Source organism: Martinezella sp. CNPSo 3795 (assembly GCF_057784475.1).
This window is the reverse complement of the sequence record NZ_JBXSOQ010000012.1, coordinates 116,300-142,833: the sequence shown is the minus strand read 5'-3', so window position 1 is coordinate 142,833 and position 26,534 is coordinate 116,300. Positions and strand designations below refer to the sequence as shown.

The following is a 26,534-nucleotide window of genomic DNA, read 5'->3' as shown; positions in this document are numbered from 1 at the left end:
GGCGTGACAAGCGCCGGGATTGCAATGCTTGCCTGATGATGCGATGTACGGGCTCCCGTGCATCGCATCATCCAATCGTTCTCACCAACAAAGCAAGCATGTCACGTCAAAACCCAGCCGGCCGCCTGCCCCTGAAACTTTTCGTTGCGACAGCGCTCGCACTCCTCGTTACCGTTGCGGCTCCCGCCTATGCGGAAACGCCTGTCGCCAGCTGGCCTCAGGCGGCAAGCGATCTGCCGGTGGAGCAGGGAATTCGCTTTGGGACTTTGCCGAACGGCATGCGCTATGCCGTCATGCACAATGCGACACCCGCCGGTCAGGTGGCGATCCGCTTCCGCATCGGCGCTGGCTCGTTGCAGGAGCGCGACGACCAGCAGGGTCTGGCGCATTTCCTCGAGCATATGGCCTTCAAGGGCTCGACCCATGTGCCGGAAGGCGAGATGGTGCGTACCCTCCAGCGTCTCGGTCTGGCCTTCGGCGCGGATACCAATGCGTCGACGAGCTATGGCGAAACTGTTTATGCGCTGGATCTGCCGGAAGCCAATCCGGAGACGGTTTCGACCGGCCTGATGCTGATGCGCGAGACGGCGAGCGAACTAACGCTCGACGCCGGTGCCTTCGACCGCGAGCGCGGCGTTATCCTTTCGGAAGAGAAGCTGCGCGACACGCCGCAATATCGCGGCGGGACCGGTTTGCTTGCGCAGCTGCTGCCAGGGCAGCGTGTGCCGCAGCGCCCGCCGATCGGCAAGACCGATATTATCAGCAACGCTCCGGTCGATCTGCTGCGGGATTTCTACCGCAGCTATTATCGCCCCGATCGCGCCACCCTGATTGTCGTCGGCGATATCGATGCGGCCGCCATCGAAGCCGATATCCGCAACCGATTCGGCAATTGGGTCCCCGCCGCAGCTGCACCCGCAGACCCTGATCTCGGCACTCTACAAAGCCGTGGAGAGCGCGTCGGCACGGTCATCGTGCCGGGTGGAGCGACCCGCGTGCAGCTTGCCTGGACGCGTGCCTACGACGCTTCGCCGGATAGGACTGCCAAGCGCCGCTCGCAGCTGGTGGAGGATATCGGCCTCGCCGTTCTCAACCGGCGCCTGTCAGTTTTGGCACAGCAGCCCAATCCGCCCTTCGTCAGCGCGCAGGCCGGTGCGCAGGATCTGCTGAAATCGGCCCATGTGGCGATGATTGCTGCCGATAGCGATCCCGCGAAGTGGCAGGCTGCCCTGGCCGCTATCGATCAGGAGCAGCGCCGCCTAGCGCAGTTCGGTGCCGACCAGAGCGAGATCGACAGGGAAATCGCCGAATATCGCTCCACCCTCCAGGCAGCCGCGAGCGGTGCCGCGACGCGCACGAGCCCGGATATTGCCGGTTCGCTCAACTGGAGCGTCGGCGAAAACATGGTTTTCACCTCGCCTGCGGAAGATCTGGCGCTGTTTGATGCTGCGATGAAAGACCTGCGGGCGGAAGAGGTCAACCAGGTTCTTCAGCGCGTCTTTACCGGCAATGGTCCGCAGCTGGTGCTGCAAATCCCGCAAATGCTCGAGGGCGGCGATGCCGCTGTGGAGAAAGCCTATGCCGAATCGCGCGCCGTGGCGGTAAAGGCGCCGGAACAGACGGCTTCGGTCGCATGGCCCTACACCGATTTCGGCAAGCCCGGCGATATCGTCGAACGCCGTACGGTCGATGATCTCGGCGTTACGATGGTGCGTTTCGCCAATGGCGTCCGCCTGACCGTTAAGCCGACGAAATATCGCGCTGACGAGATTTTGGTGCGCGCAGAAGTCGGCCGTGGCCGGCTGGACCTGCTGAACGATCGCCCGCTGCCGATTTGGGCGGCGCCGGCTCTGCCGCTATCCGGCCTGAAAGCCATCAGCTACGACGACATGCAGAAGGCTTTTGCCGCGAAGGTCGTGAGCATTGATTTCGCCATTCAGGATGCCGCTTTCAAATTCGAAGGTACGACGCAGCCGCGCGATCTGCAAACGCAATTGCAGCTGCTGACTGCTTACGTCTCCGATGCGGCCTATCGTCCGGATGTTTTCAAACGGGTCCAGCAAGCCTATCTGAACATGCTTCCCCAGCTTCAGGCGACGCCAGGCAGCGTGGTCGGCCGCGACCTTTCCGGCCTCCTGCATTCTGGCGATCCGCGCTGGGCATTTCCGGACCGGACGCAGTTGATGGATGCGAAGCCGGAAGATTTCGAGGGCCTCCTGCAGCCCGCTCTTTCGAAGGGGCCGATCGAAGTCATCATCGCCGGCGATGTCGAGGTCGATGACGCCATTCGCTTGACGGCGCAGACCTTCGGCGCCTTGCCGGTTCGCGGCGACGAAGGGAAACACAGTGACGGTTCCGGCGTGCACTTTCCGGCACCGACGACCGATCCGGTCGTGCGCCTTCACGATGGGCGCAGCGACAGCGCCGGTGCAGCCGTCGCCATGCCGATCGGCGATTTCCTTTCGGATCTGCCGCGTGCTGCCGCTGCCAATGTCGCCGGCGCGATCCTGCAGAATCGCCTAATCGACCAGTTCCGTATCGCCGAGGGCGCCACCTACAGCCCTCAGGGCGAGGTCGATCTGTCGAGGTCGATCCCCGGCTATGGTTTTGCCTATCTCTATGTCGAAACCACGCCCGCCAAGGTGGATCACTTCTTTGAGCTGGTGGATAAGATCGCCGCCGATCTCGGTCAGGGAGATGTTTCGCCCGATGAGCTGACGCGGGCCAAGGTTCCGATCATCGAAGCGGTGAAGCGCTCGCAGCAGACCAACGGCTATTGGGTCCAGAATCTTCGCGATGCTCAGAGAGACCCTCGGCGTCTCGACCGTATTCGCAGGAGCATCAGCGGCTACGAAGCCGTGACCGCCGAGGATGTCCGCACCATCGCAACGACCTATCTGAAGCCTGATGCTTCCTGGCGGTTGAAGATATTGCCGGCGGATGGATCGGCCGTGCGTTAGGCTATTATCTGCCGGCCAAATTGCCGCAGCCGGCTTTTGTTGGTCGGGTAGCATTGCAATGTGTGGTAGTCTGCAGCCGTCGAATAAAGGCGGATGAAATCATGTCTGCAAGGCCTTTGATGGTGAAGCCCCTAATGCCGCATCCGGCGCTGCCGGATGCCGATTGGGCTGACTGCTACGAGCTGAGTATCCCGAACTCGGATCTGACGGCCATCGCCGCCGCCCGATCGATGCTGAGCCGCTTTCCGATTTGGGCGCGGCTGCTGATACGAGTGCGCGATGCGATAACCAGTTTGTTCGGCTTGAAATCCAGCAGCGACCTTCGGGCACAGGAGCTGGAAAAGATCGGCTTCTTTCCCGTCGTCAGCAAGTCCGACAATCAGGTCGTGCTCGGCTTCGATGATCGGCATCTCGATTTTCGGGTCGTTATCGACGTGCGTGATGACGATCAGGGGCGCCGGCTGGTTGATGCCACGACGCTCGTCCGGCGGAACATATTGCTGGGTCGGATCTATCTCGCCATCATCACGCCATTCCACCGCCTGATCGTCGCGACGATGCTTGCCGATCTCGGCAAGCGGTTGCGAGCGGTCAGTTTACCGCCGTGACAGTAAAGCCCTGCTTGCGTAGCAGCGCCACGAGGCCCTGATCGCCGACGAGGTGAAGCGCACCAACGGCGATGAAGGCATTGCCCTTTTCGAGAACCGGCGCGGCGCGCTCGGCCATGACCTTGTTTCGATCGAGGATGATGCGCTGTTCGAAGGCGGCGGTATCGGCATCGGTAATCTTCTGGTCCGGTTCGATCACTTTCAGCATCGGGATCATCGCGCCGATATTGCCGGCGAGATAGAGGCCTGTCATCGTTTCATTGACGTCGTTGATCTTGTCGCCCAGTTCGAGCGTCTGCATCAGCGATTTCAGATGAAGCGCGATCGGCAGATCGCTCATGGCTTTGGCCTGCTCTGCCAGCGTTTCGAGGCCAACGACCTTCTTGCCCTCGGCCGCGGCATCGCCCGCCAGCTTCTGGTCGAGGAATTTCGCACCGGCCGTCTTGCGGCGAACCTCGCAGCCCGTCATCTCGAAGGAGCTCGAGATCAGCCAGGGCTGCATGCGCGAAACGGCGGCGAGCGCAATGCCGCGCTCTTTCAGACCCGCTTCCAGCCGAGCATTGTCTTCGGGCGACAGATGCTGGCTGATGGTCGAGCCGTCGGTGAGCATGGTGAGTGAAGGATTGGCGAAGAGGGCAGCGGCGGCCTTCTTGTCGTCGAGAATTTCATCCGATTCGACAACGATCGTATCGGCTGATGCAACGGCGTCGGCAGCACCCTTCGGCAAGGTGAGCACGCGCGAATCCGAAACGTGCATGGAGCCCAGCAGCCAGGACGGCTTCAGGCCGGGCTTTTCGATCTTCCAGAAGATGCCCTTGCCATTCTCCACCTTGTCGCCGGCGGCGATGATGGAGGCGTATTTTGCCGGATCGTTCTTCTGAAGTTCGGCCATCAAATCCTTGCCGCCGCAACTGTCGGACACAGCACCTTCTGCATGAGCCGGCTGCAGCGTCAGCATGGTCGCGACCAACAGCACCGCAAGCATCAGCGGAAAGGCGGTTGCAAGCCAGAGCAGCATATCGCCAAGCGTCGGCTTCATCGACCGCATCGTCTTGGACCCGAGGGCAGAAATCATCAGAATCTTCCGTTCGCAGAGAGCATGACCGCTAACGCCGGAAAGCGGCTTTCGGAGGGCATGCCGGGACATGGTTCTGCTTTACGCGAACGAGACGGAAATTCCCTTAACGCGAGAGGTTAATCTTTTCTTATGCGCACGAACGGCCTTACGCGCGGGGATGGGCGCGGTCGTAGACTTCGAGCAGGCGCGAGGAATCGACGCCGGTATAGACCTGCGTCGTCGAGAGGCTGGCGTGGCCGAGCAGTTCCTGGATGGTTCTGAGGTCACCGCCGCCAGCCAGGAGATGGGTGGCAAAGGAATGACGGAGCGCGTGCGGTGTTGCCGTATCCGGCAGCCCGAAGGCGCCGCGCAGTTTCTGCATGCCGTGCTGGATGATGCCCGGCTGCAGCTTGCCGCCGCGCGCGCCGCGAAAAAGGGCGTCATCGGCTTCGAGATGATAGGGGCAGAGCTTGCGATACTGATCGATCGCTTGCGTGACGATCGGCAGCAACGGCACCAATCGCGTCTTGTTGCCCTTGCCGGTGATGCGCAGCGATGTCGCTCCTGATGGAAAGTCCTGCGGTCTCAGATCCAGCGCTTCGGAAATGCGCAGACCGCAGCCGTAGAGCAGGGTCAGCACGGCGGCATCGCGCGCAGCGATCCATGGCTCTTCGTGCAGCTGCGCCTCGTCACTGACGACGGTAATCGCCTGCTTGTCGGAAAGGGGCTTCGGCAGTGATTTCGGCTGTTTCGGCGAGCGGACCGCAGCGGCACCCGCGGCGTTCACCAGGCCCTTCTTTTCCAGATAACGCAGCAGCGAACGAAGGCCCGCGAGATTGCGCCCGAGCGAACGCGCACCGGCACCATCCTTGCGGCGGGCGGCCAGAAAGGCACGAAAGTCGGCGGGACGGAGCGCGTGAATATCCTCGATCGTCGCCGGACCGCCGAGATGGCCGGTGAGGAAGGTGAGGAATTGCCGCGTGTCGCGTTCATAGGCATTCAGCGTGTGGGCGGCGAGCCGCCGTTCCTGGCCAAGCGCGTCAAGCCAGCGGTTGCGTTCCGCCATCAACCTGGAGTCGGCGATAACAAGCAATTCGTTCAGTGGAAAACCCCTTGAAATTCAGATCGCATCTGCCACTTTGAAGGAAGGAAGGTTATGGAATCGCTAATTTTCCCGCTGCTTCCGGCGCGTTTTCCCTTCGTGCTGCGGGGAGTAGCTGGACTTCAATGAAACTGCATATGGGTCGATTCCGGATCTCGGATGGTTCGCCTTCCATATGCGAGGCGCTTGTCATGCTTCGATCATATTCGATTGCGATAGAATATCTCCCAACCATTCAGGACACTTCATGGCGCGCCGCGGCTCGATAACTGCACTGGGACAACTTGCAGAAGCGATCGCTTTGGTGTCTCAGGGCCAGCCCGGACATATTGTCGATACTCTCATCGCCGAGCGCGGTCAGAAGATCGTTCGCAATCCGCTCTGGCCGCTCATGCGCCCGTTTCTCTACACGCTGCTGCGCTACAACAAGGCGATCGAGTTCGCCGACGATGTCGCCAAGCTCTCCGGCTTTCAATGCTTCGAATATATGAGCGATCTGCTGCGGCTCGATATCGGCGTCACCCATGCCGATCGTATTCCGACTAAGGGCGGTTTCATTCTCGTCAGCAATCATCCCACAGGCATCGCCGATGGCGTTGCTGTCTTCGATCTTCTGAAGTCGCGCCGGCCCGATATGATGATCTTTGCCAACCGCGATGCGGTACGCGTCAACCCGCGCTTTGCCGAGATGATCATCCCTGTGGAGTGGCGCGAGGAATATAAGAGCAAGCCAAAGACGCGCGAGACGCTGCAGCTGACCAACCGCGCCGTGGCGGAGGGCAAGGTGACCGTGCTCTTCCCGTCCGGCCGCATCGCCTACTGGGCGAACGGCAGGCTGAATGAACGCCCGTGGAAGACCTCGGCCGTGGGCTTGGCACGTAAATACAATCTGCCGATCCTGCCGGTGAATCTGACGGCGCGCAATTCCGGCCTGTTCTACTGGTTCGCCAAATGGTCGACCGAGCTGCGCGACATGACCGTGTTCCACGAGCTGCTCAACAAGCGCGGCGACCGGTTCGATTTCCTCGTGGGTAATCTCATTCCCGTCGAACATCTGGACGGCGATGTCAACGAGGTGACGAAGGCGCTGGAGAGGCATACGGTCGTCGATCTTGCGGCGGATGGAAATGCAACCTTCTCGCCGCTTGTTCCTCCGAACCAGGACGAGCCTCTGGTTTCGCATTCTCTTTAATATCGGAATCGGCTAAACCCTCCGCATGCAGCTTCGCTCCATGTTTGCCCGCAATTATCGCTCCCTGCGCTCGATCCGCATGGATCTTTCCGATGTCAATCTGTTCATCGGCGAAAATGGGGTGGGTAAGTCCAATCTCTATCGCTCCCTGCAGCTCGTTCAGGCGGCGGTTCGCGGGAGGCTGGCGCATGAGATATCAAGCGAAGGCGGCATGTTCTCGGCCATGTGGTCGGGCAAGCGGCGTTCGCATGAGTCCGCCCGCATTCGCTTCGACGTCGAGCTGCTCGACATGGAGCGGGCGGCAACCTTCCGCTACTGGATCGAAGCGGGCATGCGGCCGCCCGTGGCATCCGCCGGATTTCCACTGGAGCCGCAAGTCAAGGCCGAGGAGCTTTCCGTCGAGACGGGGCGGCGGCCGGTGACGATGATGAAGCGCGATGGCCCCGGCATTTCCGTGCGCGGCGAGAGCGGCCGCATGCAGGCGTATCCCGAGAACGCCCTGACCTCCGAAACCGCGGTCGCACTCCTGGGCGATGCCGGTCATTTTCCGGAGATCGGCACGTTCCGGCGCGCCGTCGACGCCTGGCGATTCTACCATGGCTTCCGCACCGATCGCGGCTCGCCGCTGCGTGCGCCTTGCCTTGCTGTGACGTCTGCCATGCTGGATGAGGATGGCGCCAATATCGCCGCCGTTTTCGCAACCCTCGTCCATACGCGCGAAGACACCGTGGAGCTGGACCGGGTTCTTGCCGCAGCGCTTGGCGGCGCCAGGCTCGTCGTGCCGGAGCCACAGGAAACGGCGGATTTCGGCCTGATGCTGCCCGAATTTCCCAACCGCATCTTCCAGCCGCGCGAGCTTTCCGATGGCCAGATCCGTTTTCTCGGCCTTGCCGCCGCCTTGATGTCCTACCGCCTACCGCCGCTGATCGCGCTCAACGAGCCGGAGGCGAGCCTGCATCCGGACATGCTGCTGCCGCTTGCCGATATGATCGCTGAGGCCGCAAAGACGAGCCAGATCTGGATCGTCACCCATTCAGAACGTCTGGCCGAGGCTGTTCGCGAGCGCTGCGGCGCGAAGCCGCGCCGGGTGATCCGCGAGGACGGCTCCACCTGGATCGACGGCATGCGGCTGACTGGCGAGATCGATGATGAAGATGAGTAGCGGCAATCCGGGTTTTCTTTTGCGTCCGTCCGGGGCATGGTCTGGCGCAATGAGCAAAGATTCTTCCGATCTGTTCGGTGCGCTTTTCGAGGCGGCGCCTGCAAAGCCTGTGATGAGCCGTACTGTGCCCGTTCTCGTGCCGATGCCGGCGCCGCGGGCCTATTCCTATGCGGTGCCCGAGGGCATGGCGGTCGAGCCTGGTTCTGTCGTGCAGGTGCCTCTCGGGCCGCGGCAGGTGATCGGCGTGGTCTGGGATGGCGAGGATGATGGTGGTGTCGATCCGAAAAAGCTTCGGCCGATCAGCCATGTGTTCGATTGCCCGCCGCTCGGCAAGCATATGCGCGATTTCATCGATTGGGTTGCCGCCTATACGCTGTCGCCGCCGGGGTTGGTGGCGCGCATGGCGCTGAGAGCGCCGGCCGCCTTCGATCCCGAACCGATGGTCGAGGGACTGCGATTCATCGGCGGGCAGCCGGAACGGATGACGCCGGCGCGCGCCAAGGTGATGGAGATTGCCGCCGATGGGCTTTCGTGGACGCGGCTCGGCTTGGCGCATGCGGCCGGTGTCTCCACCAGCGTCGTCGACGGGCTGATTGCGCAGGGCATTTTCGAGACCATCTTCCTGCCGCCGCCACCCGTCGTCGCCAAGCCCGATCCGGAATTCACCGCATCGCGGCTGCAGGGGCCGCAGAAGGATGCTGCCGATGAGATCCTGGCCGATGTGCGCAAGGGCGAGTTCGCGGTTTCCCTGATCGACGGCGTCACCGGTTCCGGCAAGACGGAGGTCTATTTCGAGGCCATCGCCGAAACGCTGAGGCGCGGCAAGCAGGTGCTGATCTTGCTGCCGGAAATCGCGTTGACGGCAAGTTTTCTGGAGCGCTTTCAGGATCGCTTCGGCGCCAAGCCGGCAGAATGGCATTCCGATCTTGCGCCGCGCATGCGCGAGAAGGTCTGGCGACAGGCCGTTACCGGCGAAGTCAGGGTCGTGGCCGGGGCGCGTTCAGCGCTGTTCCTGCCTTTCGAGGATCTCGGGCTGATCGTCGTCGATGAAGAGCATGATCCTGCCTACAAGCAGGAGGATCGCGTCTATTATAATGCACGGGATATGGCTGTGGTGCGCGGCCGCATCGGCGATTTCCCGGTCGTGCTGGTGTCGGCGACGCCTTCGGTCGAGAGCCAGGTCAATGGCCAGAGCGGGCGCTACACGACGATCCACCTGCCGACGCGCTTTGGCGATGCGGCTCTTCCCGACCTGCATCTGATCGACATGCGCCGGCATGCGCCGGAACGCGGCGGTTTTCTTTCGCCCGTGATGATCCGCGCGATCGGCAAGACGATTGCCAAGGGCGAGCAGGCGCTGTTGTTCCTGAACAGGCGCGGCTATGCGCCGTTGACGCTCTGCCGCGTCTGCGGCCATCGCTTCCAGTGTCCGCAATGTTCGAGCTGGCTGGTGGAGCATCGCTTCCGCAATCAGATCCAGTGCCATCAATGCGGCTATGCCGAGCGCACGCCGGAGGCCTGCCCCGAATGCGGCACGCTCGACCATCTCGTTGCCTGCGGCCCGGGCGTCGAGCGCATTGCCGAAGAGGTGGAGCGGCATTTCCCCGAGGCGCGGACGATCGTGCTCTCTTCCGACATCATGGGCGGCGTCAAGCGACTGCGGCTGGAGCTCGACGCCATCGCCAAGGGCGAGGCCGATATCGTCATCGGCACGCAGCTCGTCGCCAAGGGGCACAATTTTCCGCTGATGACGCTGGTCGGCATCGTCGATGCCGATCTCGGCCTGGCGAATGGCGATCCGCGCGCTGCCGAGCGGACGTTCCAGCTCCTGTCGCAGGTGACGGGACGCGCCGGGCGAACCGGTCTCAAGAGCCATGGTCTGCTGCAGACCTACCAGCCGCAGCATCCCGTCATGCAGGCGATCGTATCCGGCGATGCCACCGCCTTTTACGAGCGCGAGATTTCGGAGCGGGAGAGGGCCATCTTGCCACCCTTCGGCCGGCTTGCCTCGATCATCGTTTCGGCCGACAGCAGGCAGGATGCCGAGACCCATGCGCGCGGCATGCGCAATGCGGCGCCGCAGGTTTCGGGCATTTCGGTGTTGGGTCCTGCCGAAGCGCCGATCGCGCTGGTACGCGGCCGCCATCGCTTCCGGCTGCTGGTGCATGGCAGGCGCAATTCCGACATGCAGGGCTTTCTGCGCGCGATGCTGGCGCAATCACCGAAAGAGCGCGGCTCCGTGCAAGTGCAGCTCGATATTGATCCGCAAAGCTTCTTATGAAGTTACCAATTCGGTTCGATTTTATCGTCTGGCGACTTCGACGCTGTGTGTTCCAACTCATGGGACAGCTTTCGCAGGCCCTTCGGGATAGCGCCGAGTACGGGGTCGTCAAATCGAAGGTGCGGCAGATAACGGCCTATCATGTTTGCGACCGCATGAGCCTGCGCTTCATCGCGGAGTTTCTTCAAGGGGTCGCGATCTTCCCGGCGTGAAAGCCAAAGCTTGTGCAAGGCAAAACTTCTAGGATCGGGGCAGGTATATTGTACGGGGTAGCCGCGTTCATCAAGGACAATAGCTGCCACCTTAGGGCTATTAACTAACCATTGCAGGCCCTCTATCTCGACGGCGGCCAGATCATCCTCATTCTGACCAATACTGGCGGGCCTTGAATTGCTGATGGGATGCGATGGCATGGGGCCGATCAAGTCGACAAGATATCCATCCTTATTTGCGGCGCGGAAACTCCGCTTACCAAGTGAATGAAACGATTTGTCGGCAGTGCGTAAGATACCCATCAAGCCTTCTGCGCCGATATTCCTTCGCAAAAGATTGAGGCTGGCGCGCACATCGAAAAGCAGATCGATGTCGCCGGTTGCGAGAAGGCCACTGTCGATCCTGATGCCGCCAAGTCTCTCATAGAGAAAAAGCGCATTGGTGCCGACAATATCCAGAGCGCTACCGATAAGATTGGCCCTATTGAGCGCCCGCAGAATACGCGCGGTTGTTAATGGCATTCTGCCAAGTCGCATAGCCCGATTGATGGCCGCCATTTCGTCGAGCTTGGTTGATAATGCGGCCAGGCGCTGTCGACGTTCGTTTCTGCCCTCATGAAATTGGTGGTAAGTTTGCTCAGTGTCGAAAGAGCGCGGGCCAAGTGATTTCCATGCAGTCTTTGCCTTGCGATAAAGGTAGTCGCGTCCGGAAACCGTTTTCCATGCCATGGCGCCTGCAAATCGATGAGACAGCTCGGCATTTACGGCGAGCCAGGTTTCGAATACCTGCTCCGTATCGATGGTCTGCCTTATTTGATCGCTCTTTAATTCACTGAAATGAAACAATTTATCCCTTTCAGAAAATTTTTCTCTTGAAAAGGGATAAGCTCATTTCCAGCAAAGAAATTGGCAACGATGCCGGATTATCCCTTTTCAGCAAAAAATAATCTAAAATAGGGATAATGTAAATATTTTCATATAATTGCGATATTTATACATGTTCATCCCGCGCATTTCGTGCCGTATTCCCTCTCGCCGCGCTTCATGTCATATGTCGATTTCTCCTTGTGATTGATTTGATTTGACTGACTTGAGGAAAACCGATGGAGCTTTATTTTCCGACAGAATTCGGCGAGCGGCTTGCCTATTGTTCGGCTGCCGTCACGGCACTGATCGGCCTTTTCCTGATGTTCGCACCAGGCTACACCTACCGCTTCCTCAAGCTGCAGGTGAAGGAGGGCCGGTCGGAGGCCTATGCGGAAGCGCGCTCGGCCGGTGGCTTCATGGTCGGTTTCGGGCTGGTGGCGATCCTCCTGGCGCAGCCGATGATCTATCTCGCGCTCGGCGCCTCCTTCGGTGTCGCGGCGTTCGGTCGCATCCTGTCGCTCATGTCCGATCGGGGCAGTGTATTTTTGAGCCTTCTCCTTCTGGTTGTGCAGGCGATTCTTGCGGCGCTACCTTTTCTCTATGGTCTTGGCTATATTTGAGCCGAAAACGGCTCCGGCGCGGCCATTTTTGCCTGTGCTATCCCCATGCTTTTTAAATTTTGCCATCATAAATTCGCCCGAATGGCGTATTCGTCGAATACGCGTGTTGCGAGTCTCAATATCCTATGTTAGACGAACCCCGAATTTCGGATGAGGCAGGAGCGCGCTCCTGCTGATTTCTGGGGGAAATCAAAACGAATTCAAGGGCATATCGCTTCCGTCACCCGGAAGTTTGGTTCTTGGGTTGAAATCAGGGAATTTTGTGCCCGTGGCAGACACATCCCAGCATGTTTCTGGCGTTGCAGAACGATATGCCTCGTCGCTGTTCGAATTGGCTCTTGAAGAGGGTGCCGTGCCGGCAGTGGCAGCCGATCTCGATCGGTTCCAAGCCATGCTCGACGAAAGCGATGATCTGAAGCGCTTCGTCCTCAGCCCGGTTTTTTCGGCTGAAGAGCAGGTCGGCGCGATCGAAGCGCTGGCAAAGAAGGCCGGCTTTGGCGCCTATGTCACCAATTTTCTGAAGCTTGTGGCCAGCAACCGGCGCCTTTTTGCGCTGCCGGGCATGATCAAGGCTTTCCGCATCATCGCCGCCCAGCATCGCGGCGAGATTTCCGCCGAGGTTACCTCGGCCCATGCGCTCACTCCTGCGCAGGAAGATGAATTGAAGGCGGCGCTGAAGGGCGTCACCGGCAAGGACGTGACGATTGCCGTCACCGTCGATCCGTCGATCCTTGGTGGTCTGATCGTCAAGGTCGGTTCGCGTCAGATCGATACGTCCCTTCGCACCAAACTCTCCACCCTTAAGCTTGCATTGAAAGAGGTCGGCTGATGGATATCCGCGCCGCGGAAATTTCCGCAATTCTGAAAGATCAGATCAAAAACTTCGGCAAGGAAGCTGAAGTCTCCGAAGTCGGCCAGGTTCTCTCCGTCGGTGACGGTATCGCCCGCGTCTACGGTCTGGACAATGTTCAGGCCGGCGAAATGGTCGAATTCCCCGGCGGCATCCGCGGCATGGCGCTGAACCTCGAAGCCGACAACGTCGGTGTCGTTATCTTCGGCTCCGACCGTGACATCAAGGAAGGCGACACCGTCAAGCGCACCGGCGCGATCGTTGACGTTCCGGTCGGTCCGGAACTTCTCGGCCGCGTTGTCGACGCGCTCGGCAACCCGATCGACGGCAAAGGCCCGATCAATGCGACCCGCCGTTCGCGCGTCGACGTCAAGGCTCCGGGTATCATTCCGCGCAAGTCGGTTCATGAGCCCATGTCGACCGGCCTCAAGGCCATCGACGCTCTGATCCCGGTTGGCCGCGGCCAGCGCGAGCTTGTTATCGGCGACCGCCAGACCGGCAAGACTGCGATCATCCTCGACACGATCCTGAACCAGAAGTCCATCCAGGATAACGGTCCGGACAGCGAAAAGCTCTTCTGCGTTTACGTCGCCGTCGGCCAGAAGCGCTCCACCGTCGCCCAGTTCGTCAAGGTGCTCGAAGAGCGCGGCGCCCTGAAGTACTCGATCATCGTTGCGGCGACCGCTTCCGATCCGGCTCCGATGCAGTTCCTGGCTCCGTTTGCCGGCTGCGCCATGGGTGAATACTTCCGTGACAATGCCCAGCATGCCCTGATCGGCTATGACGACCTCTCCAAGCAGGCCGTTGCTTACCGTCAGATGTCGCTGCTGCTGCGCCGCCCGCCGGGCCGCGAAGCTTATCCGGGCGACGTTTTCTATCTGCACTCGCGCCTCCTCGAGCGCGCAGCAAAGATGAACGACGAGAAGGGCGCTGGTTCGCTTACCGCTCTGCCGGTCATCGAAACGCAGGGCAACGACGTTTCGGCCTTCATTCCGACCAACGTGATCTCGATCACCGACGGCCAGATCTTCCTCGAAACCGACCTGTTCTATCAGGGCATCCGTCCGGCCGTTAACGTCGGTCTCTCGGTTTCGCGCGTCGGTTCGTCGGCTCAGATCAAGGCGATGAAGCAGGTTGCAGGCTCGATCAAGGGTGAACTCGCCCAGTATCGCGAAATGGCCGCCTTCGCCCAGTTCGGTTCCGACCTCGATGCCGCAACGCAGCGCCTGCTGAACCGCGGTGCTCGCCTGACCGAACTCCTGAAGCAGCCGCAGTTCTCGCCGCTGAAGACGGAAGAGCAGGTTGCGGTGATCTTCGCCGGCGTCAACGGCTATCTCGATAAGCTGCCTGTTGCTCAGGTCGGCAAGTTCGAACAGGGCCTGCTGTCGTACCTCCGCTCGGAAGGCAAGGACATCCTCGATACCATCCGTAACGAAAAGGCCATCAGCGACGCGACGAAGGGTAAGCTCACTGCTGCTCTCGACAGCTTCGCCAAGTCTTTCGCGTAATCGGGCCCAAGCTCTAGGACGGACCAAGGATGCCTTCACTCAAGGATCTGAAAAACCGGATCGCCTCCGTCAAGGCGACGCAGAAGATCACCAAGGCGATGAAAATGGTCGCCGCGGCGAAGCTTCGGCGTGCGCAGGAGGCGGCCGAGGCCGCCCGGCCTTATTCGCAGCGCATGGCCGCTGTTCTGGCCAACATCTCGGCTGCCGTCAGCGATGCTGACGGCGCGCCGCTGCTGATGACCGGAACCGGCAAGAGCGATGTGCATCTGCTCGTCGTCTGCACGGCCGAGCGCGGTCTGTGCGGCGGTTTCAATTCGCAGATTTCGCGTTTTGCCCGTGACCATGCCCGCAAGCTTCTGGCGGAAGGCAAGACGGTAAAGATCTTCACCGTCGGCAAGAAGGGTTATGACGTCCTTCGCCGCGAATACGCATCGCTGATCGTCGAGCGCAAGGAATTGCGCGACGTCAAGCGCATCGGTTTCGACAATGCCGACGCCATCGGCAAGCGCATCATCGAGATGTTCGAAGCCGGCGAATTCGATGTCTGCACGCTGTTCTATTCCGAATTCAAGTCGGTGATCAGCCAGATCCCGACGGCACAGCAGCTCATTCCGGCTTCGGCTCCCGCCGTCGTCGAAGAAGATGCAGCCCACAAGGGCGCCGTCTACGAATACGAGCCGGATGCGGCTTCGATCCTCGCGGACCTGATCCCGCGCAACATCTCCGTCCAGATCTTCCGCGCGTTGCTCGAAAACGTCGCCGGCGAGATGGGCGCCAAGATGAGCGCGATGGACAATGCGACGCGCAACGCTGGTGAGATGATCAACAAGCTGACGCTGAACTATAACCGTCAGCGCCAGGCACAGATCACCAAGGAATTGATTGAAATCATTTCGGGCGCGGAAGCGCTCTGAGGTTAGGGAAAAGAGGGTAAGAATATGGCTGACGCAGCTACCCCCGCAGGTTCTGTCGGTAAGGTTACTCAGGTTATCGGCGCCGTTGTGGACGTTGCTTTCGACGGCGAGCTCCCGGCGATCCTGAACGCGCTTGAAACCGACAATAACGGCAATCGTCTGGTTCTCGAAGTCGCACAGCACCTCGGCGAAAATTCCGTCCGCACCATTGCCATGGACTCGACCGAAGGTCTGGTTCGCGGTCAGCCGGTCAAGGACACGGGCGCACCAATTTCGGTTCCGGTCGGACACGAGACGCTGGGCCGTATCATGAACGTCATCGGCGAGCCGGTCGACGAAGCAGGTCCGCTGAACACCTCCAAGAAGCGCGCCATCCACCAGGATGCTCCGTCCTACGTTGAGCAGTCCACGGAAGCGCAGATCCTCGTCACCGGCATCAAGGTCGTCGACCTGCTCGCCCCTTATGCAAAGGGCGGCAAGATCGGCCTGTTCGGCGGCGCCGGCGTTGGCAAGACCGTTCTCATCATGGAACTGATCAACAACGTCGCCAAGGCGCACGGTGGTTACTCGGTGTTTGCAGGCGTGGGTGAGCGTACCCGCGAAGGCAACGACCTTTACCACGAAATGATCGAATCGGGCGTCAACAAGCACGGTGGCGGCGAAGGCTCCAAGGCCGCGCTCGTTTACGGCCAGATGAACGAACCGCCGGGCGCCCGCGCTCGCGTCGCTCTGACCGGTCTGACTGTTGCTGAAAACTTCCGCGATGAAGGTCAGGACGTTCTGTTCTTCGTCGACAACATCTTCCGCTTCACCCAGGCAGGTTCGGAAGTGTCGGCTCTGCTCGGCCGTATTCCTTCGGCCGTGGGCTATCAGCCGACGCTCGCAACCGACATGGGCCAGATGCAGGAACGCATCACGACGACGACGACGGGCTCGATCACCTCGGTTCAGGCCATTTACGTTCCGGCCGACGACTTGACCGACCCGGCACCGGCAACCTCGTTCGCCCACCTGGACGCAACGACCGTTCTGTCGCGCTCGATCGCTGAAAAGGGCATCTACCCGGCCGTCGACCCGCTCGACTCCACCTCGCGCATGCTCGACCCGATGGTCGTCGGCGAAGAGCACTACGAGGTTGCCCGTAAGGTTCAGTCGACGCTGCAGCGCTACAAGGCCCTGCAGGACATCATCGCCATCCTGGGCATGGACGAGCTGTCCGAAGACGACAAGCTGGCTGTTGCCCGCGCCCGCAAGATCGAGCGCTTCCTGTCGCAGCCGTTCTTCGTCGCCGAAGTCTTCACCGGTTCGCCGGGCAAGCTCGTCGCTCTCGAAGACACGATCAAGGGCTTCAAGGGCCTGGTCAATGGCGAATACGACCACCTGCCGGAAGCTGCCTTCTACATGGTCGGCTCGATCGACGAAGCGATCGAAAAGGCCAAGAAGCTGGCCGCCTAATCAGGCCAATCCATCGGCGCGCGGCATTGTCCGCGCGCCCTTGCCTTGCGAATAAGACAATCGAGAAGTGACGGGCCATGGCTGACAATTTCAATTTCGAACTGGTTTCTCCGGAGCGTCTGCTGCTGTCGGAACAGGTCATCGATGTCGTCATCCCCGCCAGCGAAGGCGAGATGACCGTCATGGCGAACCATGCGCCGACCATGACCACGATCAAGCCTGGTGTCGTCAAGGTGCATTCGGCTTCGGGCAAGAAGCAGGACTACGTGGTTTTCGGCGGCTTCGCCGACATTCTGCCGACCGGCTGCACGCTGCTCGCCGAATCCGCCGTTCCGGTCGAAGACATGAGCCGCGACGAGCTGGACCGCCGCATCAATGCCGCCAAGGCCGAGCTTGAAGATGCCGAGCATCATGAGCACAAGTCGCGCCTGGAGCACTTCATCATGGAACTCTCGCATCTGCGCGGCTCGATCCCGCAGGATTGATGTGGTCCGAACATCGATGAGTGAGATGAAAGCGGTCCCTGTGGGCCGCTTTTTTGTTGGAAGGCCCAGAGGCCACCTCGTGGTTCGAGGCAACACCGTTTTCGCTCCGCTTAACGGCGCTGCACCTCACCATGAGGTGGAGCAAGCACGCAGTGAGCCACGCCAGAGCCCCGTGGAGAGCCACGCAAGATCAGTCCTCATGGTGAGGTGCGAAAGCCCCCATGAGCTTGTCGAATGGGGCTGCAGCCTCGAACCAAGAGAACGGATGGTGAGCGACCGCATCTGTCATCTCTCGACGCGAAGGCATTGAGGCGATTCCCCCGAAGCCGCATCAGACCTACTGCCCTTCCAGCAGGAACCGGTGCAGCTGCGCCGCCTCGGGAGACAACGAACGGAAGCGCGGTGCGCCGAGATAATACCCAAAGCCGCTCTCGACACGGTCGTTGCCGACGGTGACGAGGGTGCCTGCTTGTAGATATTCCTCGATGAGGCCGAGGCTGCCGAGCGCGATACCTTCGCCCCTGAGTGCTGCTTCCACCGCCATGATGTAGGTCGAGAAGGACAGGCGCGGTCGCGGCAGCTTGCCCTTCAAGGGGTCACCGACGCGGCCGAACCATTGACGGAAACTGATCCAATGGGCATTGGCGCGTTCGTAGTCGATGAGATCGAGCCCGGCAATGTCGACCGCCGTCAGTGCCTGCGGGTCGAGACCGCGGGCCGCCAGGTAATCCGGTGAGGCGACCGGCACCAGCACTTCCTTCAAGAGCGGCGTCAGGCTCCAGCGCGGGTGTTCGCCGGTGGAATAGATGATGATGAGATCGTTGTTCTCCGAGGCGAGTTCGGAGTGCACATCCGTCGTCAGCAGGCGGACTGAGATGCCGGGGCTCTCCTTGCCGAAATCCCGCAGCCGCTGCCCGAGCCAGAGATGGGAGATCGAGCCGCTAGCCGCGATCGAGATGATTTCGCCAGTTCCTGTGCGAAAGGGCTCCAGGCTTTCTTCCAGATATTCCAGCGTGGCGCGGACGCGCTGGAATAGCCGCTCGCCGTCCGGTGTCAGCGCCAGATTTCGGCCGCGCCGAGTAAAGAGCGTCGCGCCGAGATGATCTTCTAGACCCTTGATGCGGCGGCTGACGGCGGCTTGGGTGATGTTGAGCTCGCGGCCGGCGCGGGAGAAGTTCATGGCGCGTGCGGCCGCATCGAACACGCGGAAGGCCTCAAGCGGGATTTTTTCTAGCATCGGCTCTCCATAACTTCATATCATCAATATTCCCGATAATTGCCTGGATTTGAAGATCTGAGATTGTGATGCAGGATTATGACATCAAATCAGCCGCTTCTCCAAGGTGATCCTGCGTGTCCTTTTCCATTTCCGCCATCCCAGACATTCATTTCGGCGAGGGTGCGCTCTCCGGCCTTCCCGCTGCGGTCAAATCCTTCGATGGCGTCAGCACCATTCTCCTGGTGATCGATGCCTTCTTGGCGCAGTCGGGCCTTGCTGCCAAGGTCAGCGCCGAGCTTGCCGAAGCGGGCGTGAGAACGCAGGTCTTTTCAGATTTTGCTGGTGAGCCGAAGCTTGCGCATCTGCATGCGGCGATCGCTGCAGGGCAGGGCGCCGACATGGTGATCGGCATCGGCGGCGGCTCGGCGCTCGATATCGGCAAGATCGTTGCCTGCTGCATCGCCTCCGGCGAGGATCCCATGCACTACGCGCTGGCCGCCAATCCGCTGCCGAAAAATCCGCTGAAGAAGATCATGATCCCGACCACTGCGGGGACAGGTTCGGAAACATCGGCGACGAATATCTTTGCCGGGCCGGAGGGCAAGAAGCTCTGGATCTGGGGTCCGGAGACGAAGGCCGATCTCGTCATCCTCGATCCGGCACTGACAAAGACCCTGCCCGCCAGCCTCACGGCATGGTGCGGCCTCGATGCCTTTATCCATGCTTTTGAAGCAGCCACGAACTGCAACACGCATCTCGGCGCGCAATTCTACGCGCATCAGGCGCTGCGGCTGCTGGCCGGTGCGCTGGAGACGGCCGTCAAGCAGCCCGACGATATGGCCGCGCGCGGCGATGTGCTACTCGGTTCTTGCTTTGCCGGCATTGCCATCGACAATTGCGGCACGGCGATCGCCCACAATATCAGCCATGCGCTGGCGGGCCTCGGCCCTGTCCATCACGGGCTTGCGACGGCGCTCGGCTTCGAAGTGACGCTGCCATGGCTCGTCGAAGCCGATACCGCAGATCTGAACGCCGCAGCCAAGGCTTGCGGCCTCGAGAGCGCCGCCGATCTGCCCGCTTTCGTCTCGGACTGGATGGACCGCTGCGGCATTGTGCGCGCGCTGCCGGCTGCGTTCAAGCCGTTTGACGAAACCGATCTCGCCCGCGAGATGCGCGCAACCGAAAACCAGCCCATGCGGCGCTCGACGATCCGTGACGTGACGGATGCCGATATCGACCGCTTTGCCGCCGCCGTCATGGCGCTGCCGAAAGGAATTTGAGATGACCAAGAATTACACGCGCGACTATTGGGAGAGCGTTCTGTCCGACCTCAAGCCAGAAGGTCGTCATTTCATCAATGGCTCACATCGTGCCGCCGCTTCAGGCGAAACTTTCACCCGCATCCGGCCGATGGATGGTAAGCCCGGTGCCGAGCTGGCGCGCGGCAATGCCGCTGACGTCGATGCTGCCGTTGCCTCAGCCCGCGCTGCCTTCGAAAGCGGCGTCTGGCGCAAAAAGGAGCCGCTCGAAAAGAAGAAGATCATGCTGAAATGGGCGGAGCTCATCCGCGCCCATGGCGATGAACTCGCCATGCTCGAGACGATCGATGTCGGCAAGCCGGTCATGGCGTCGCTTGGTGTCGATGTGCGGCTCTGCGCCGACGGCATCCAGTTCTACGGCGAAATGATCGACAAGATGTATGACGAGATTGCGCCAACCGGCCCGAATGCGCGGGCTTTGGTGCGCAAGGTGCCGCTCGGCGTCATCGGGGCGATCACGCCCTGGAACTATCCGATGATCATTGATGCCTGGAAGCTGGGGCCGGCGATCGCTGCCGGCAATTCCGTCGTGCTGAAGCCAGCCGAGCAATCCTCGCTTTCGGCGATCCGCCTTGCCGAACTCGCGATCGAAGCCGGCCTGCCGGCTGGCGTCTTCAATGTGGTCACGGGCTATGGCGAAGAGACCGGCAAGCCACTGGCGCTGCACATGGATGTCGACATGATCGCCTTTACCGGCTCCACCGAAGTCGGCAAGCTGATTATGGGTTATGCGGCGCAATCGAACGTCAAACGCGTGGCGCTGGAGCTTGGCGGCAAGTCACCGCTGGTCGTCTTCGAAGATGCCGATCTCGATGCGGCTGCCGTCGCCGCTGCCTGGGGCTGCTTCTATAATTCCGGCGAGACCTGCCATGCCTCGACCCGTCTGATCGTGCAGCGCTCGGTGCAGGACAAGTTGATCGCGAAGATCGAGGCTGTCACCCGCTCGGACATCTCGCTCAAGCATCCGCTCGATCCTTCGGCACAGATTGGTGCGCTGATCGAGGAAGAGCATATGAACAAGGTGCTGGCGATGATCGCGGCCGGCGAGAAGGAGGGGGCGCGGCGTGCCTTCGGCGCCGAGCGTGTCCTGAGCGAGACCGGCGGTTATTATGTCTCGCCGGGCGTCTTCGTCGACATGACCAACGACATGAGCCTGGCGCGGCAGGAAATCTTCGGCCCCGTGCTCGCCGCCATCCCCTTCGATACAGAGGAGGAGGCGCTGAAGATCGCCAATGACACGATCTATGGGCTTGCCGGCGCCGTCTTCACCAAGGACATGGATCGTGCCCACCGCTTTTCCGAAGAGATCCATGCGGGTACGGTGTGGATCAACACCTATGACATGTCGAATTTCGCGACGCCGTTCGGCGGCTTCAAGCAGTCCGGTTTCGGCCGGGACCGTTCGGTGCATGCGATCGACAAATATTGCGATTACAAGACGATCTGGCAGCAGTTCGGTTGAGGTTTGCGGGGAGGCATGACCATGAGCAAGATCGTTTCCATCGAGATCACCCATCACCGCCTGCCGCTCGATCCGGCGTTCAAGGCGAGCTGGGATGGCCGTCCGCGCCGGCATTTCGATGCGACCATTGTGCGCGTCAGGGATGATGAGGGTCGCGAAGGCATCGGCTCCGGCGACCTGATGAAGGGTTTCGAGGGGCATGAGGATCTGTTCATCGGGCAGGATCCCCGGCATGTCGAACGGCATTATGAAGTCCTATCGCACATCAATTTCCATTATGGCCGCTGCTGGCCAATGGATCTGGCGCTATGGGACCTCTCCGGCAAGATCACCGGCGAGCCGGTCTGGCGGATGCTCGGTGGCCGCGCCAGCCGCGTGCGGCTCTACGCTTCATCCGGTGTGCTGCGCGAGCCCTCTGCCATGGCCGATCAGGCCGAGCGTTATATCGACGAGGGCTTCCCGGCCATGAAGGTGCGCTTCTCCTCGTCCTCGGGCGGTCGCGGCGGCTGGCGCGAGGACGTCAAGGCGCTGGAAGCGATTCGCGCCCGCGTCGGCGACCGGCTGGAGCTGATGGTCGACTGCAATCAGGGTTGGCGCATGCCCTGGGATACGACTCTGCCATGGACCTTCAAGGATGCGCTTGCTGTAGCGAAGGAGCTGGAGCGGCTTGGTGTTTACTGGATGGAAGAGCCGCTTCACCGCTCCGACCGCAAGGGTATGAAGGAACTGAAGGAGGCGACGTCGGTTCGGATCGCCGGTGGCGAGATGACGCGCGAGCTCTACGAGTTCCGCGATATCATCGAGGAGCGTGCCTTCGATGTCGTGCAGCCCGATGTCGCGCTCGTTGGTGGTATCACCGGCTGCCGGCGGCTGGTCTATCAGGCGCGCGAGGCGGGCGTGCAGTTCACGCCGCATTCCTGGACGAATGGTATCGGCGTTCTCGCCAATGCGCATCTGACCGCCGGTGTCGGCGATGCAGCCTGGCTCGAATATCCCTATGATAATCCGGAATGGAGCGAAGCCCGCCGCGACTATCCAATGGCCTCGCCGCTCAAGCACGAGGCCGGCTGGCTGGATCTCGGCGTCGCACCAGGCCTCGGCATCGTTCTCGATGAGGAGCGGCTGAAGGCGACGCGTATCTAGGGCCTATTCGGTTTATGCCGTTTTCCTTAGCGTCCGTCATGCGGCCACGGGGTGGGTCACCGTGTTCTCCCGTGTCCGTGCCCACTGAATGACGGGGCGTTCGAGCAGGACATAGCTCAGCGTGCCGATGGCGAAGATGATGGCGATTGCGATCAGGCTTGAGACGATCCAGCCGCCCAGCACATCGTCCGAGCCTGCGCCGAAGGATGAGGGAAAGAGCTGCGGCATCAAGGTCAACACGATATCCTGCCAGATGTAGACGCCGAAGGAGACGGTGGCGACATAACGGCTCACGGGATTGTCGAGCAGCTTTGCCAGCAGCAGCGATTGGGGAAGCGTGCAAAGCGCAATCGCGACCGCCAGGGGAAGCAGCGGGAATTGATAGGGAATGCCGAGCCAGGCATAGCCCTCCGCTGCACCGCCGATCGACTGCGGCAGCTGCCACGCGCCCAAGACGATCGCGAGAGCGCCGATGATGTCATAGATCGCCGAACGTCGGGCTGGGAGGAGTGTCTGAATGCCGGCGGCGAGCGCGCCGATCGCGAATATCGCAAAAAAGCCGATCGGGTTGTAGCGCGGCATCCATTCCTTGGCGCCGCCCTGGAAGCCATATTGCCATCCTTGCCCGACATTGTCGGTTGGAAGATAGGTGACCACGAGCCAATGGCCGACCAGAGATATTGCGATAATGCCGATCCAGAGCGCACGGCTGACAAGAATGGAACGCGTTCTCAGTTTCGGATGAAACAACAGCAGGAAGCCGATCGGCATGAGAACATAGCAGGTCGTCTCAAAGGGGATCGACCATAGCGGCCCATCGCCTTGCACCGGGAAAAAGGTGCGCCAGTGCCATTGGCTCATCAGGAAGAAACCGGCGATATAGCGGCCGACCAGTTCTGCATCGAGCGGAAAGCCGTAGATGGTGAAGCTGATCACGAAGCCGAACGTCAGGGCAAACCAGAAACCCGGCAGGATGCGTGCGGCGCGGCGCATGGCATAGATCTTCAGCGAAGGTAGGGGTTGAGCTCTATCCAGTGCCAGCCAGAAGGGACGTGCAAGAAGGAAACCGCTGAGGACGAAGAAGACCGAGACGCCGTGATTGCCGAAGCGCGCGATTATGAAGGTCGTGTCCAGATTCGGGGGGATCTTGTAGAAATTCATTCGGAGCACGAGATGGTGAACAAGCACCATCAGACATGCGACAGCGCGCACGAAATCCGCTCCTCCCAGCCGCTTGGCGTTCTCCATTCGCGTATCCGCCCGAGATCTCCTTCTATTGGGTTAGGTCATTGCGGCGGTTTCGGCAAGCGTGATCCTTGAAGGCAGGACGCCCAGACCCGTGGTGCCGGGGCCGGGCGTCGGACCGATCTCCCGCACCTGCCAGAAACGAGAGATCGGATTACTGGGATAAGGATCAGGCGGCAGCGGAGCGATAGGGGCGCGTGGCGCGCGCCGGTTTCAGGGCGTTGCTCCACCAAGTCAGCCGCGCAATCATGAGAACGAGCGATTTTCTGGCATCGAGCGGGTTTTCCAATGTGCCATCCTCGGCAAATCTGCCCCACGGATTGGCGAAGCTGACCGTATCGCGCACGGTGACGGTATGGAGTTCGGCAAAGACGAGCCGCAACTGTTCGACCGCGCGCAGGCCGCCGGAGATGCCGCCATAGGAAACGAAGGCGACGGGCTTGCCGTGCCAGGGCTCGTAGATGAGATCGAGGACGAATTTCAGCGAGGCCGTGAAGCTGTGATTGTATTCCGGCGTGACCACGACGAAGGCATCAGCGTCCGAAAGCCGCTCCGATAGGGCGGCGACGCCGGGATGCTCGCGATTGTGCGCGAAAGGCAGATCGAATTCGAGAGGATCGATCAGGTCGATGTCGATGAGTGGATAGTGTGCCAATTCGCGGGCAACCCAGTTGACCACCCGGTCGCACAGCCGGCCCGGACGCGTGCTGCCGTAGATGATCGCCAGCCGGGTTCTTTCTGTCATGTCTTGCTCCTGCTTTACGCGGTTCGGAGCCAGGGTTATAAAACCTCAAGTAAAGTTGAGGTCAATAGCGAAAATGGGAAAAATCGATCCGGCTCAATTTCCGAAGCTGCTGACGGTTGGCGAGGTGGCGGCGCGCAGCGGCGTGGCCGTATCGGCGCTGCATTTCTATGAGGCGAAAGGCTTGATCGAGAGCCATCGCAGCCGCGGCAACCAACGGCGCTATCCGCGCGAAGTGCTGCGGCGAGTCTCCATCATCAAGGCGGCCCAACGCGTCGGTATTCCGCTTGCCGAGGTTCAGGCGGCTCTTCAATCGCTGCCGCAGGGGCGCACGCCGACCGCGTCCGACTGGAAGGCGCTTTCGGAGCGTTGGAAGGACGATCTCGACGCTCGCATCAAGCGTCTGCAGGGACTTCGCGATCAGCTGGACAGCTGCATCGGTTGCGGCTGCCTTTCGCTCGGTAGCTGTCCCTTGCGCAATCCGTGGGATGTGCTTTCCGAAGAAGGCGCAGGCCCGCGGCTGCTCGATCCCGGAGAGTGAATTGGCGATTCAGGCGTGGACGTGGCTCTCTGCCATATAGCTGTCGAGAGCTGCGGCTTCTTCCTTCGAAAGATAAAGACCCTTCTTGGAGCGCCGCCACAGGATGTCTGCGGCGTTATACGCCCATTCCTGTTCCATCAGGTAGCGCACTTCCGCCTCGTAGAGATCGCTTCCGAAACAGCGGCCGAGATCGGCGACCGTCTTTGCGTTGCCAAGGATCATGGCGGCGCGCGTGCCATAGCGACGGACAAGGCGGCGCGCATGCGGATCGGCAATGAAGGGATAGCGGGACTTCAGCTTGGTGACTTCGACCTCATAGCCGCGAACCGGAAAGTCGCCGCCGGGCAGCGAACTGCCGGCAGTCCAGGGCGTACCCTTCAGGCCGATGGCCTCGCCGATCTTCTCCAGCGCATGTTCGCCGAGGCGGCGATAAGTGGTGAGCTTGCCGCCGAAGACATTGAGCAGCGGTGCCTGGCCTTCTTCGCCTTCGACCTTCAGCACGTAATCGCGCGTGGCTTCCTGCGCCTTCGATGCGCCATCGTCATAGAGCGGGCGCACGGCCGAGTAAGTCCAGACGATATCCTCGGGCTTTACCGGCTCCTTGAAATATTCGCTGGCGGCATTGCAGAGATAGGTCGTCTCCTCTGCTGTGATCTTCACATCCTTCGGATCGTCCTTGTAGTCGCGATCTGTGGTGCCGATCAGCGTGAAGTCCTGCTCGTAAGGGATGGCGAAGATGATGCGGTTGTCCGGGTTCTGGAAGAAGTAGGCGCGGGGATCATCGAACTTCTTGCGCACGACGATATGGCTGCCCTGGACGAGACGGACATTGTGCACCTGGTTCTTGCCGAAGGCACCGGCGAGCACCTGATCGACCCAAGGACCCGCCGCATTGACCAGCATGCGCGAACGAAACTGGCGCTTCTCGCCGCTGATCGTATTCTCCGTTTCGATCGCCCAAACCGCATCTTCGCGGCGGGCGGAGATCACTTTCGTCCGTGGCATGATCGTTGCGCCGCGGTCCGCCGCATCGCGTGCGTTCAACACCACCATGCGGGCATCGTCGACCCAGCCGTCGGAATATTCGAACGCCTTGGTGAAAAGCGCCTTCAGCGGCTTGCCCGCCGGATCCTTCTTCATGTCCAGCGTCGCGGTCGGTGGCAGCAGCTTTCGTCCGCCGAGGTGATCGTAGAGGAAAAGGCCGAGGCGGATCAGCCAGGCCGGGCGGATGCCCCCCTTGTGATAGGGCAGGACGAAGCGCATCGGCCAGATGATGTGCGGCGCCATCGCCCAGAGCACTTCGCGCTCCATCAGCGATTCGCGCACGAGACGGAATTCGTAATGTTCGAGATAGCGCAACCCGCCATGGATGAGCTTCGTGGCGCCCGACGACGTGCCGGAGGCGAAGTCGTTCATCTCGGCGAGCGCGACCTTATAGCCGCGCCCAACGGCATCGCGGGCAATGCCGCAGCCATTGATGCCGCCGCCGATAACGAAAATATCGTAGACCTGCTCGCTCACCCGCCCCTCCGCAAAGGTCAGCCATCCCCTGAAGATGGAAAATCGAAACTAATCCATCTAAAGCGAAAC

At 60.9% G+C, this 26,534-nt stretch carries 22 protein-coding genes; 15 read left to right on the top strand and 7 right to left on the bottom strand.

The window, feature by feature from the left end; all coding sequences use genetic code 11:
• Positions 1-98: 98 nt before the first annotated feature.
• A complete protein-coding gene (locus tag AC13QY_RS26575) occupies positions 99-2,960 on the top strand; it encodes a M16 family metallopeptidase (RefSeq protein ID WP_488494238.1) in 2,862 nt (953 codons plus the stop codon).
• Between the two features lie 101 nt (positions 2,961-3,061).
• On the top strand, positions 3,062-3,568 hold the full coding sequence (locus tag AC13QY_RS26570; protein ID WP_186449532.1) for a DUF2867 domain-containing protein: 507 nt from the start codon (positions 3,062-3,064) through the stop codon (positions 3,566-3,568).
• Here the strand turns inward: AC13QY_RS26570 and AC13QY_RS26565 are convergent.
• Positions 3,552-4,643 (bottom strand): TraB/GumN family protein, encoded by a 1,092-nt coding sequence (locus AC13QY_RS26565; RefSeq protein ID WP_269244531.1) that lies wholly within the window; start codon positions 4,641-4,643, stop codon positions 3,552-3,554. The two genes, AC13QY_RS26570 and AC13QY_RS26565, sit on opposite strands and share 17 nt — an antisense overlap.
• Before the next feature lie 148 nt (positions 4,644-4,791).
• Positions 4,792-5,727, bottom strand: coding sequence for a tyrosine recombinase XerC (locus AC13QY_RS26560; RefSeq protein WP_488494267.1), 936 nt, complete (start codon positions 5,725-5,727; stop codon positions 4,792-4,794).
• A 247-nt stretch (positions 5,728-5,974) separates the two neighbouring features.
• Between AC13QY_RS26560 and AC13QY_RS26555 the strand changes: the two genes are divergently transcribed.
• Genes AC13QY_RS26555 through AC13QY_RS26545 form a run of 3 tightly spaced genes read left to right on the top strand, consistent with a single transcriptional unit; the run spans position 5,975 to position 10,362 of the window.
• A complete protein-coding gene (locus AC13QY_RS26555) occupies positions 5,975-6,919 on the top strand; it encodes a GNAT family N-acetyltransferase (protein WP_269244530.1) in 945 nt (314 codons plus the stop codon).
• A 25-nt stretch (positions 6,920-6,944) separates the two neighbouring features.
• Positions 6,945-8,081 carry an AAA family ATPase gene (locus AC13QY_RS26550; RefSeq protein ID WP_269244529.1) on the top strand — a complete coding sequence of 379 codons (1,137 nt, stop codon included), beginning with the start codon at positions 6,945-6,947 and terminating at the stop codon, positions 8,079-8,081.
• Between the two features lie 49 nt (positions 8,082-8,130).
• A complete protein-coding gene (locus AC13QY_RS26545; protein WP_269244528.1) occupies positions 8,131-10,362 on the top strand; it encodes a primosomal protein N' in 2,232 nt (743 codons plus the stop codon).
• Positions 10,363-10,364: 2 nt separating this feature from the next.
• Here AC13QY_RS26545 and AC13QY_RS26540 read toward each other — a convergent pair whose 3' ends face one another.
• Positions 10,365-11,420, bottom strand: a complete 1,056-nt coding sequence (locus AC13QY_RS26540) for a nucleotidyltransferase family protein (RefSeq protein WP_269244527.1) — start codon at positions 11,418-11,420, stop codon at positions 10,365-10,367.
• A 257-nt stretch (positions 11,421-11,677) separates the two neighbouring features.
• Here AC13QY_RS26540 and AC13QY_RS26535 point away from each other — a divergent pair, with 257 nt between their 5' ends.
• From AC13QY_RS26535 to AC13QY_RS26510, 6 genes are all read left to right on the top strand, one after another.
• Entirely contained in the window at positions 11,678-12,061 is a 384-nt protein-coding gene (locus AC13QY_RS26535) for an AGROH133_08824 family phage infection protein (RefSeq protein WP_145636119.1), read from the top strand.
• Between the two features lie 262 nt (positions 12,062-12,323).
• Complete coding sequence (locus AC13QY_RS26530; protein ID WP_069613404.1) at positions 12,324-12,890, top strand: F0F1 ATP synthase subunit delta; 567 nt, start codon at positions 12,324-12,326, stop codon at positions 12,888-12,890.
• On the top strand, positions 12,890-14,419 hold the full coding sequence (gene atpA, locus AC13QY_RS26525; protein WP_113333649.1) for a F0F1 ATP synthase subunit alpha: 1,530 nt from the start codon (positions 12,890-12,892) through the stop codon (positions 14,417-14,419). The genes AC13QY_RS26530 and atpA overlap by 1 nt, the downstream gene beginning before the upstream one ends.
• A gap of 29 nt (positions 14,420-14,448) precedes the next feature.
• Complete coding sequence (locus AC13QY_RS26520; protein ID WP_015341388.1) at positions 14,449-15,333, top strand: F0F1 ATP synthase subunit gamma; 885 nt, start codon at positions 14,449-14,451, stop codon at positions 15,331-15,333.
• A gap of 24 nt (positions 15,334-15,357) precedes the next feature.
• Positions 15,358-16,788, top strand: a complete 1,431-nt coding sequence (gene atpD, locus AC13QY_RS26515) for a F0F1 ATP synthase subunit beta (protein WP_269244526.1) — start codon at positions 15,358-15,360, stop codon at positions 16,786-16,788.
• 77 nt (positions 16,789-16,865) lie between these two features.
• Complete coding sequence (locus tag AC13QY_RS26510) at positions 16,866-17,273, top strand: F0F1 ATP synthase subunit epsilon (RefSeq protein ID WP_095436050.1); 408 nt, start codon at positions 16,866-16,868, stop codon at positions 17,271-17,273.
• A 337-nt stretch (positions 17,274-17,610) separates the two neighbouring features.
• Here AC13QY_RS26510 and AC13QY_RS26505 read toward each other — a convergent pair whose 3' ends face one another.
• The gene (locus tag AC13QY_RS26505; protein WP_269244525.1) at positions 17,611-18,510 is read right to left on the bottom strand and encodes a LysR substrate-binding domain-containing protein; all 900 of its coding nucleotides are present in this window, start codon (positions 18,508-18,510) and stop codon (positions 17,611-17,613) included.
• A gap of 116 nt (positions 18,511-18,626) precedes the next feature.
• On the opposite strand from AC13QY_RS26505, the gene AC13QY_RS26500 reads away from it, so the two are divergent.
• Genes AC13QY_RS26500 through AC13QY_RS26490 form a run of 3 tightly spaced genes read left to right on the top strand, consistent with a single transcriptional unit; the run spans position 18,627 to position 22,416 of the window.
• Positions 18,627-19,772 (top strand): iron-containing alcohol dehydrogenase, encoded by a 1,146-nt coding sequence (locus AC13QY_RS26500; RefSeq protein ID WP_488494237.1) that lies wholly within the window; start codon positions 18,627-18,629, stop codon positions 19,770-19,772.
• A 1-nt stretch (position 19,773) separates the two neighbouring features.
• Positions 19,774-21,273 (top strand): aldehyde dehydrogenase, encoded by a 1,500-nt coding sequence (locus AC13QY_RS26495; RefSeq protein WP_488494236.1) that lies wholly within the window; start codon positions 19,774-19,776, stop codon positions 21,271-21,273.
• Between the two features lie 21 nt (positions 21,274-21,294).
• Positions 21,295-22,416, top strand: coding sequence for a mandelate racemase/muconate lactonizing enzyme family protein (locus AC13QY_RS26490; protein ID WP_488494235.1), 1,122 nt, complete (start codon positions 21,295-21,297; stop codon positions 22,414-22,416).
• Positions 22,417-22,452: 36 nt separating this feature from the next.
• On the opposite strand, the gene AC13QY_RS26485 is transcribed toward AC13QY_RS26490, so the two are convergent.
• Both AC13QY_RS26485 and AC13QY_RS26480 read right to left on the bottom strand, forming a co-directional pair.
• Positions 22,453-23,664, bottom strand: a complete 1,212-nt coding sequence (locus AC13QY_RS26485; protein WP_488494234.1) for an acyltransferase family protein — start codon at positions 23,662-23,664, stop codon at positions 22,453-22,455.
• Positions 23,665-23,830: 166 nt separating this feature from the next.
• Complete coding sequence (locus tag AC13QY_RS26480; protein ID WP_488494233.1) at positions 23,831-24,406, bottom strand: NADPH-dependent FMN reductase; 576 nt, start codon at positions 24,404-24,406, stop codon at positions 23,831-23,833.
• 73 nt (positions 24,407-24,479) lie between these two features.
• On the opposite strand from AC13QY_RS26480, the gene soxR reads away from it, so the two are divergent.
• The gene (gene soxR / locus AC13QY_RS26475) at positions 24,480-24,944 is read left to right on the top strand and encodes a redox-sensitive transcriptional activator SoxR (protein WP_488494232.1); all 465 of its coding nucleotides are present in this window, start codon (positions 24,480-24,482) and stop codon (positions 24,942-24,944) included.
• 9 nt (positions 24,945-24,953) lie between these two features.
• On the opposite strand, the gene glpD is transcribed toward soxR, so the two are convergent.
• Complete coding sequence (gene glpD, locus AC13QY_RS26470) at positions 24,954-26,465, bottom strand: glycerol-3-phosphate dehydrogenase (RefSeq protein WP_488494231.1); 1,512 nt, start codon at positions 26,463-26,465, stop codon at positions 24,954-24,956.
• Between the last annotated feature and the right edge of the window lie 69 nt (positions 26,466-26,534).

Excerpts from the sequence above, each read along its gene's own strand:
- AC13QY_RS26575 (WP_488494238.1), top strand. The coding sequence starts at position 99 with ATGTCACGTCAAAACCCAGCCGGCCGCCTGCCCCTGAAACTTTTCGTT.
- AC13QY_RS26570 (WP_186449532.1), top strand. The coding sequence starts at position 3,062 with ATGTCTGCAAGGCCTTTGATGGTGAAGCCCCTAATGCCGCATCCGGCG.
- AC13QY_RS26565 (WP_269244531.1), bottom strand. The coding sequence starts at position 4,643 with ATGATTTCTGCCCTCGGGTCCAAGACGATGCGGTCGATGAAGCCGACG.
- AC13QY_RS26555 (WP_269244530.1), top strand. The coding sequence starts at position 5,975 with ATGGCGCGCCGCGGCTCGATAACTGCACTGGGACAACTTGCAGAAGCG.
- AC13QY_RS26550 (WP_269244529.1), top strand. The coding sequence starts at position 6,945 with ATGCAGCTTCGCTCCATGTTTGCCCGCAATTATCGCTCCCTGCGCTCG.
- AC13QY_RS26545 (WP_269244528.1), top strand. The coding sequence starts at position 8,131 with ATGAGCAAAGATTCTTCCGATCTGTTCGGTGCGCTTTTCGAGGCGGCG.
- AC13QY_RS26535 (WP_145636119.1), top strand. The coding sequence starts at position 11,678 with ATGGAGCTTTATTTTCCGACAGAATTCGGCGAGCGGCTTGCCTATTGT.
- atpA (WP_113333649.1), top strand. The coding sequence starts at position 12,890 with ATGGATATCCGCGCCGCGGAAATTTCCGCAATTCTGAAAGATCAGATC.
- AC13QY_RS26520 (WP_015341388.1), top strand. The coding sequence starts at position 14,449 with ATGCCTTCACTCAAGGATCTGAAAAACCGGATCGCCTCCGTCAAGGCG.
- atpD (WP_269244526.1), top strand. The coding sequence starts at position 15,358 with ATGGCTGACGCAGCTACCCCCGCAGGTTCTGTCGGTAAGGTTACTCAG.
- AC13QY_RS26510 (WP_095436050.1), top strand. The coding sequence starts at position 16,866 with ATGGCTGACAATTTCAATTTCGAACTGGTTTCTCCGGAGCGTCTGCTG.
- AC13QY_RS26505 (WP_269244525.1), bottom strand. The coding sequence starts at position 18,510 with ATGCTAGAAAAAATCCCGCTTGAGGCCTTCCGCGTGTTCGATGCGGCC.
- AC13QY_RS26495 (WP_488494236.1), top strand. The coding sequence starts at position 19,774 with ATGACCAAGAATTACACGCGCGACTATTGGGAGAGCGTTCTGTCCGAC.
- AC13QY_RS26490 (WP_488494235.1), top strand. The coding sequence starts at position 21,295 with ATGAGCAAGATCGTTTCCATCGAGATCACCCATCACCGCCTGCCGCTC.
- AC13QY_RS26485 (WP_488494234.1), bottom strand. The coding sequence starts at position 23,664 with ATGGAGAACGCCAAGCGGCTGGGAGGAGCGGATTTCGTGCGCGCTGTC.
- AC13QY_RS26480 (WP_488494233.1), bottom strand. The coding sequence starts at position 24,406 with ATGACAGAAAGAACCCGGCTGGCGATCATCTACGGCAGCACGCGTCCG.
- soxR (WP_488494232.1), top strand. The coding sequence starts at position 24,480 with ATGGGAAAAATCGATCCGGCTCAATTTCCGAAGCTGCTGACGGTTGGC.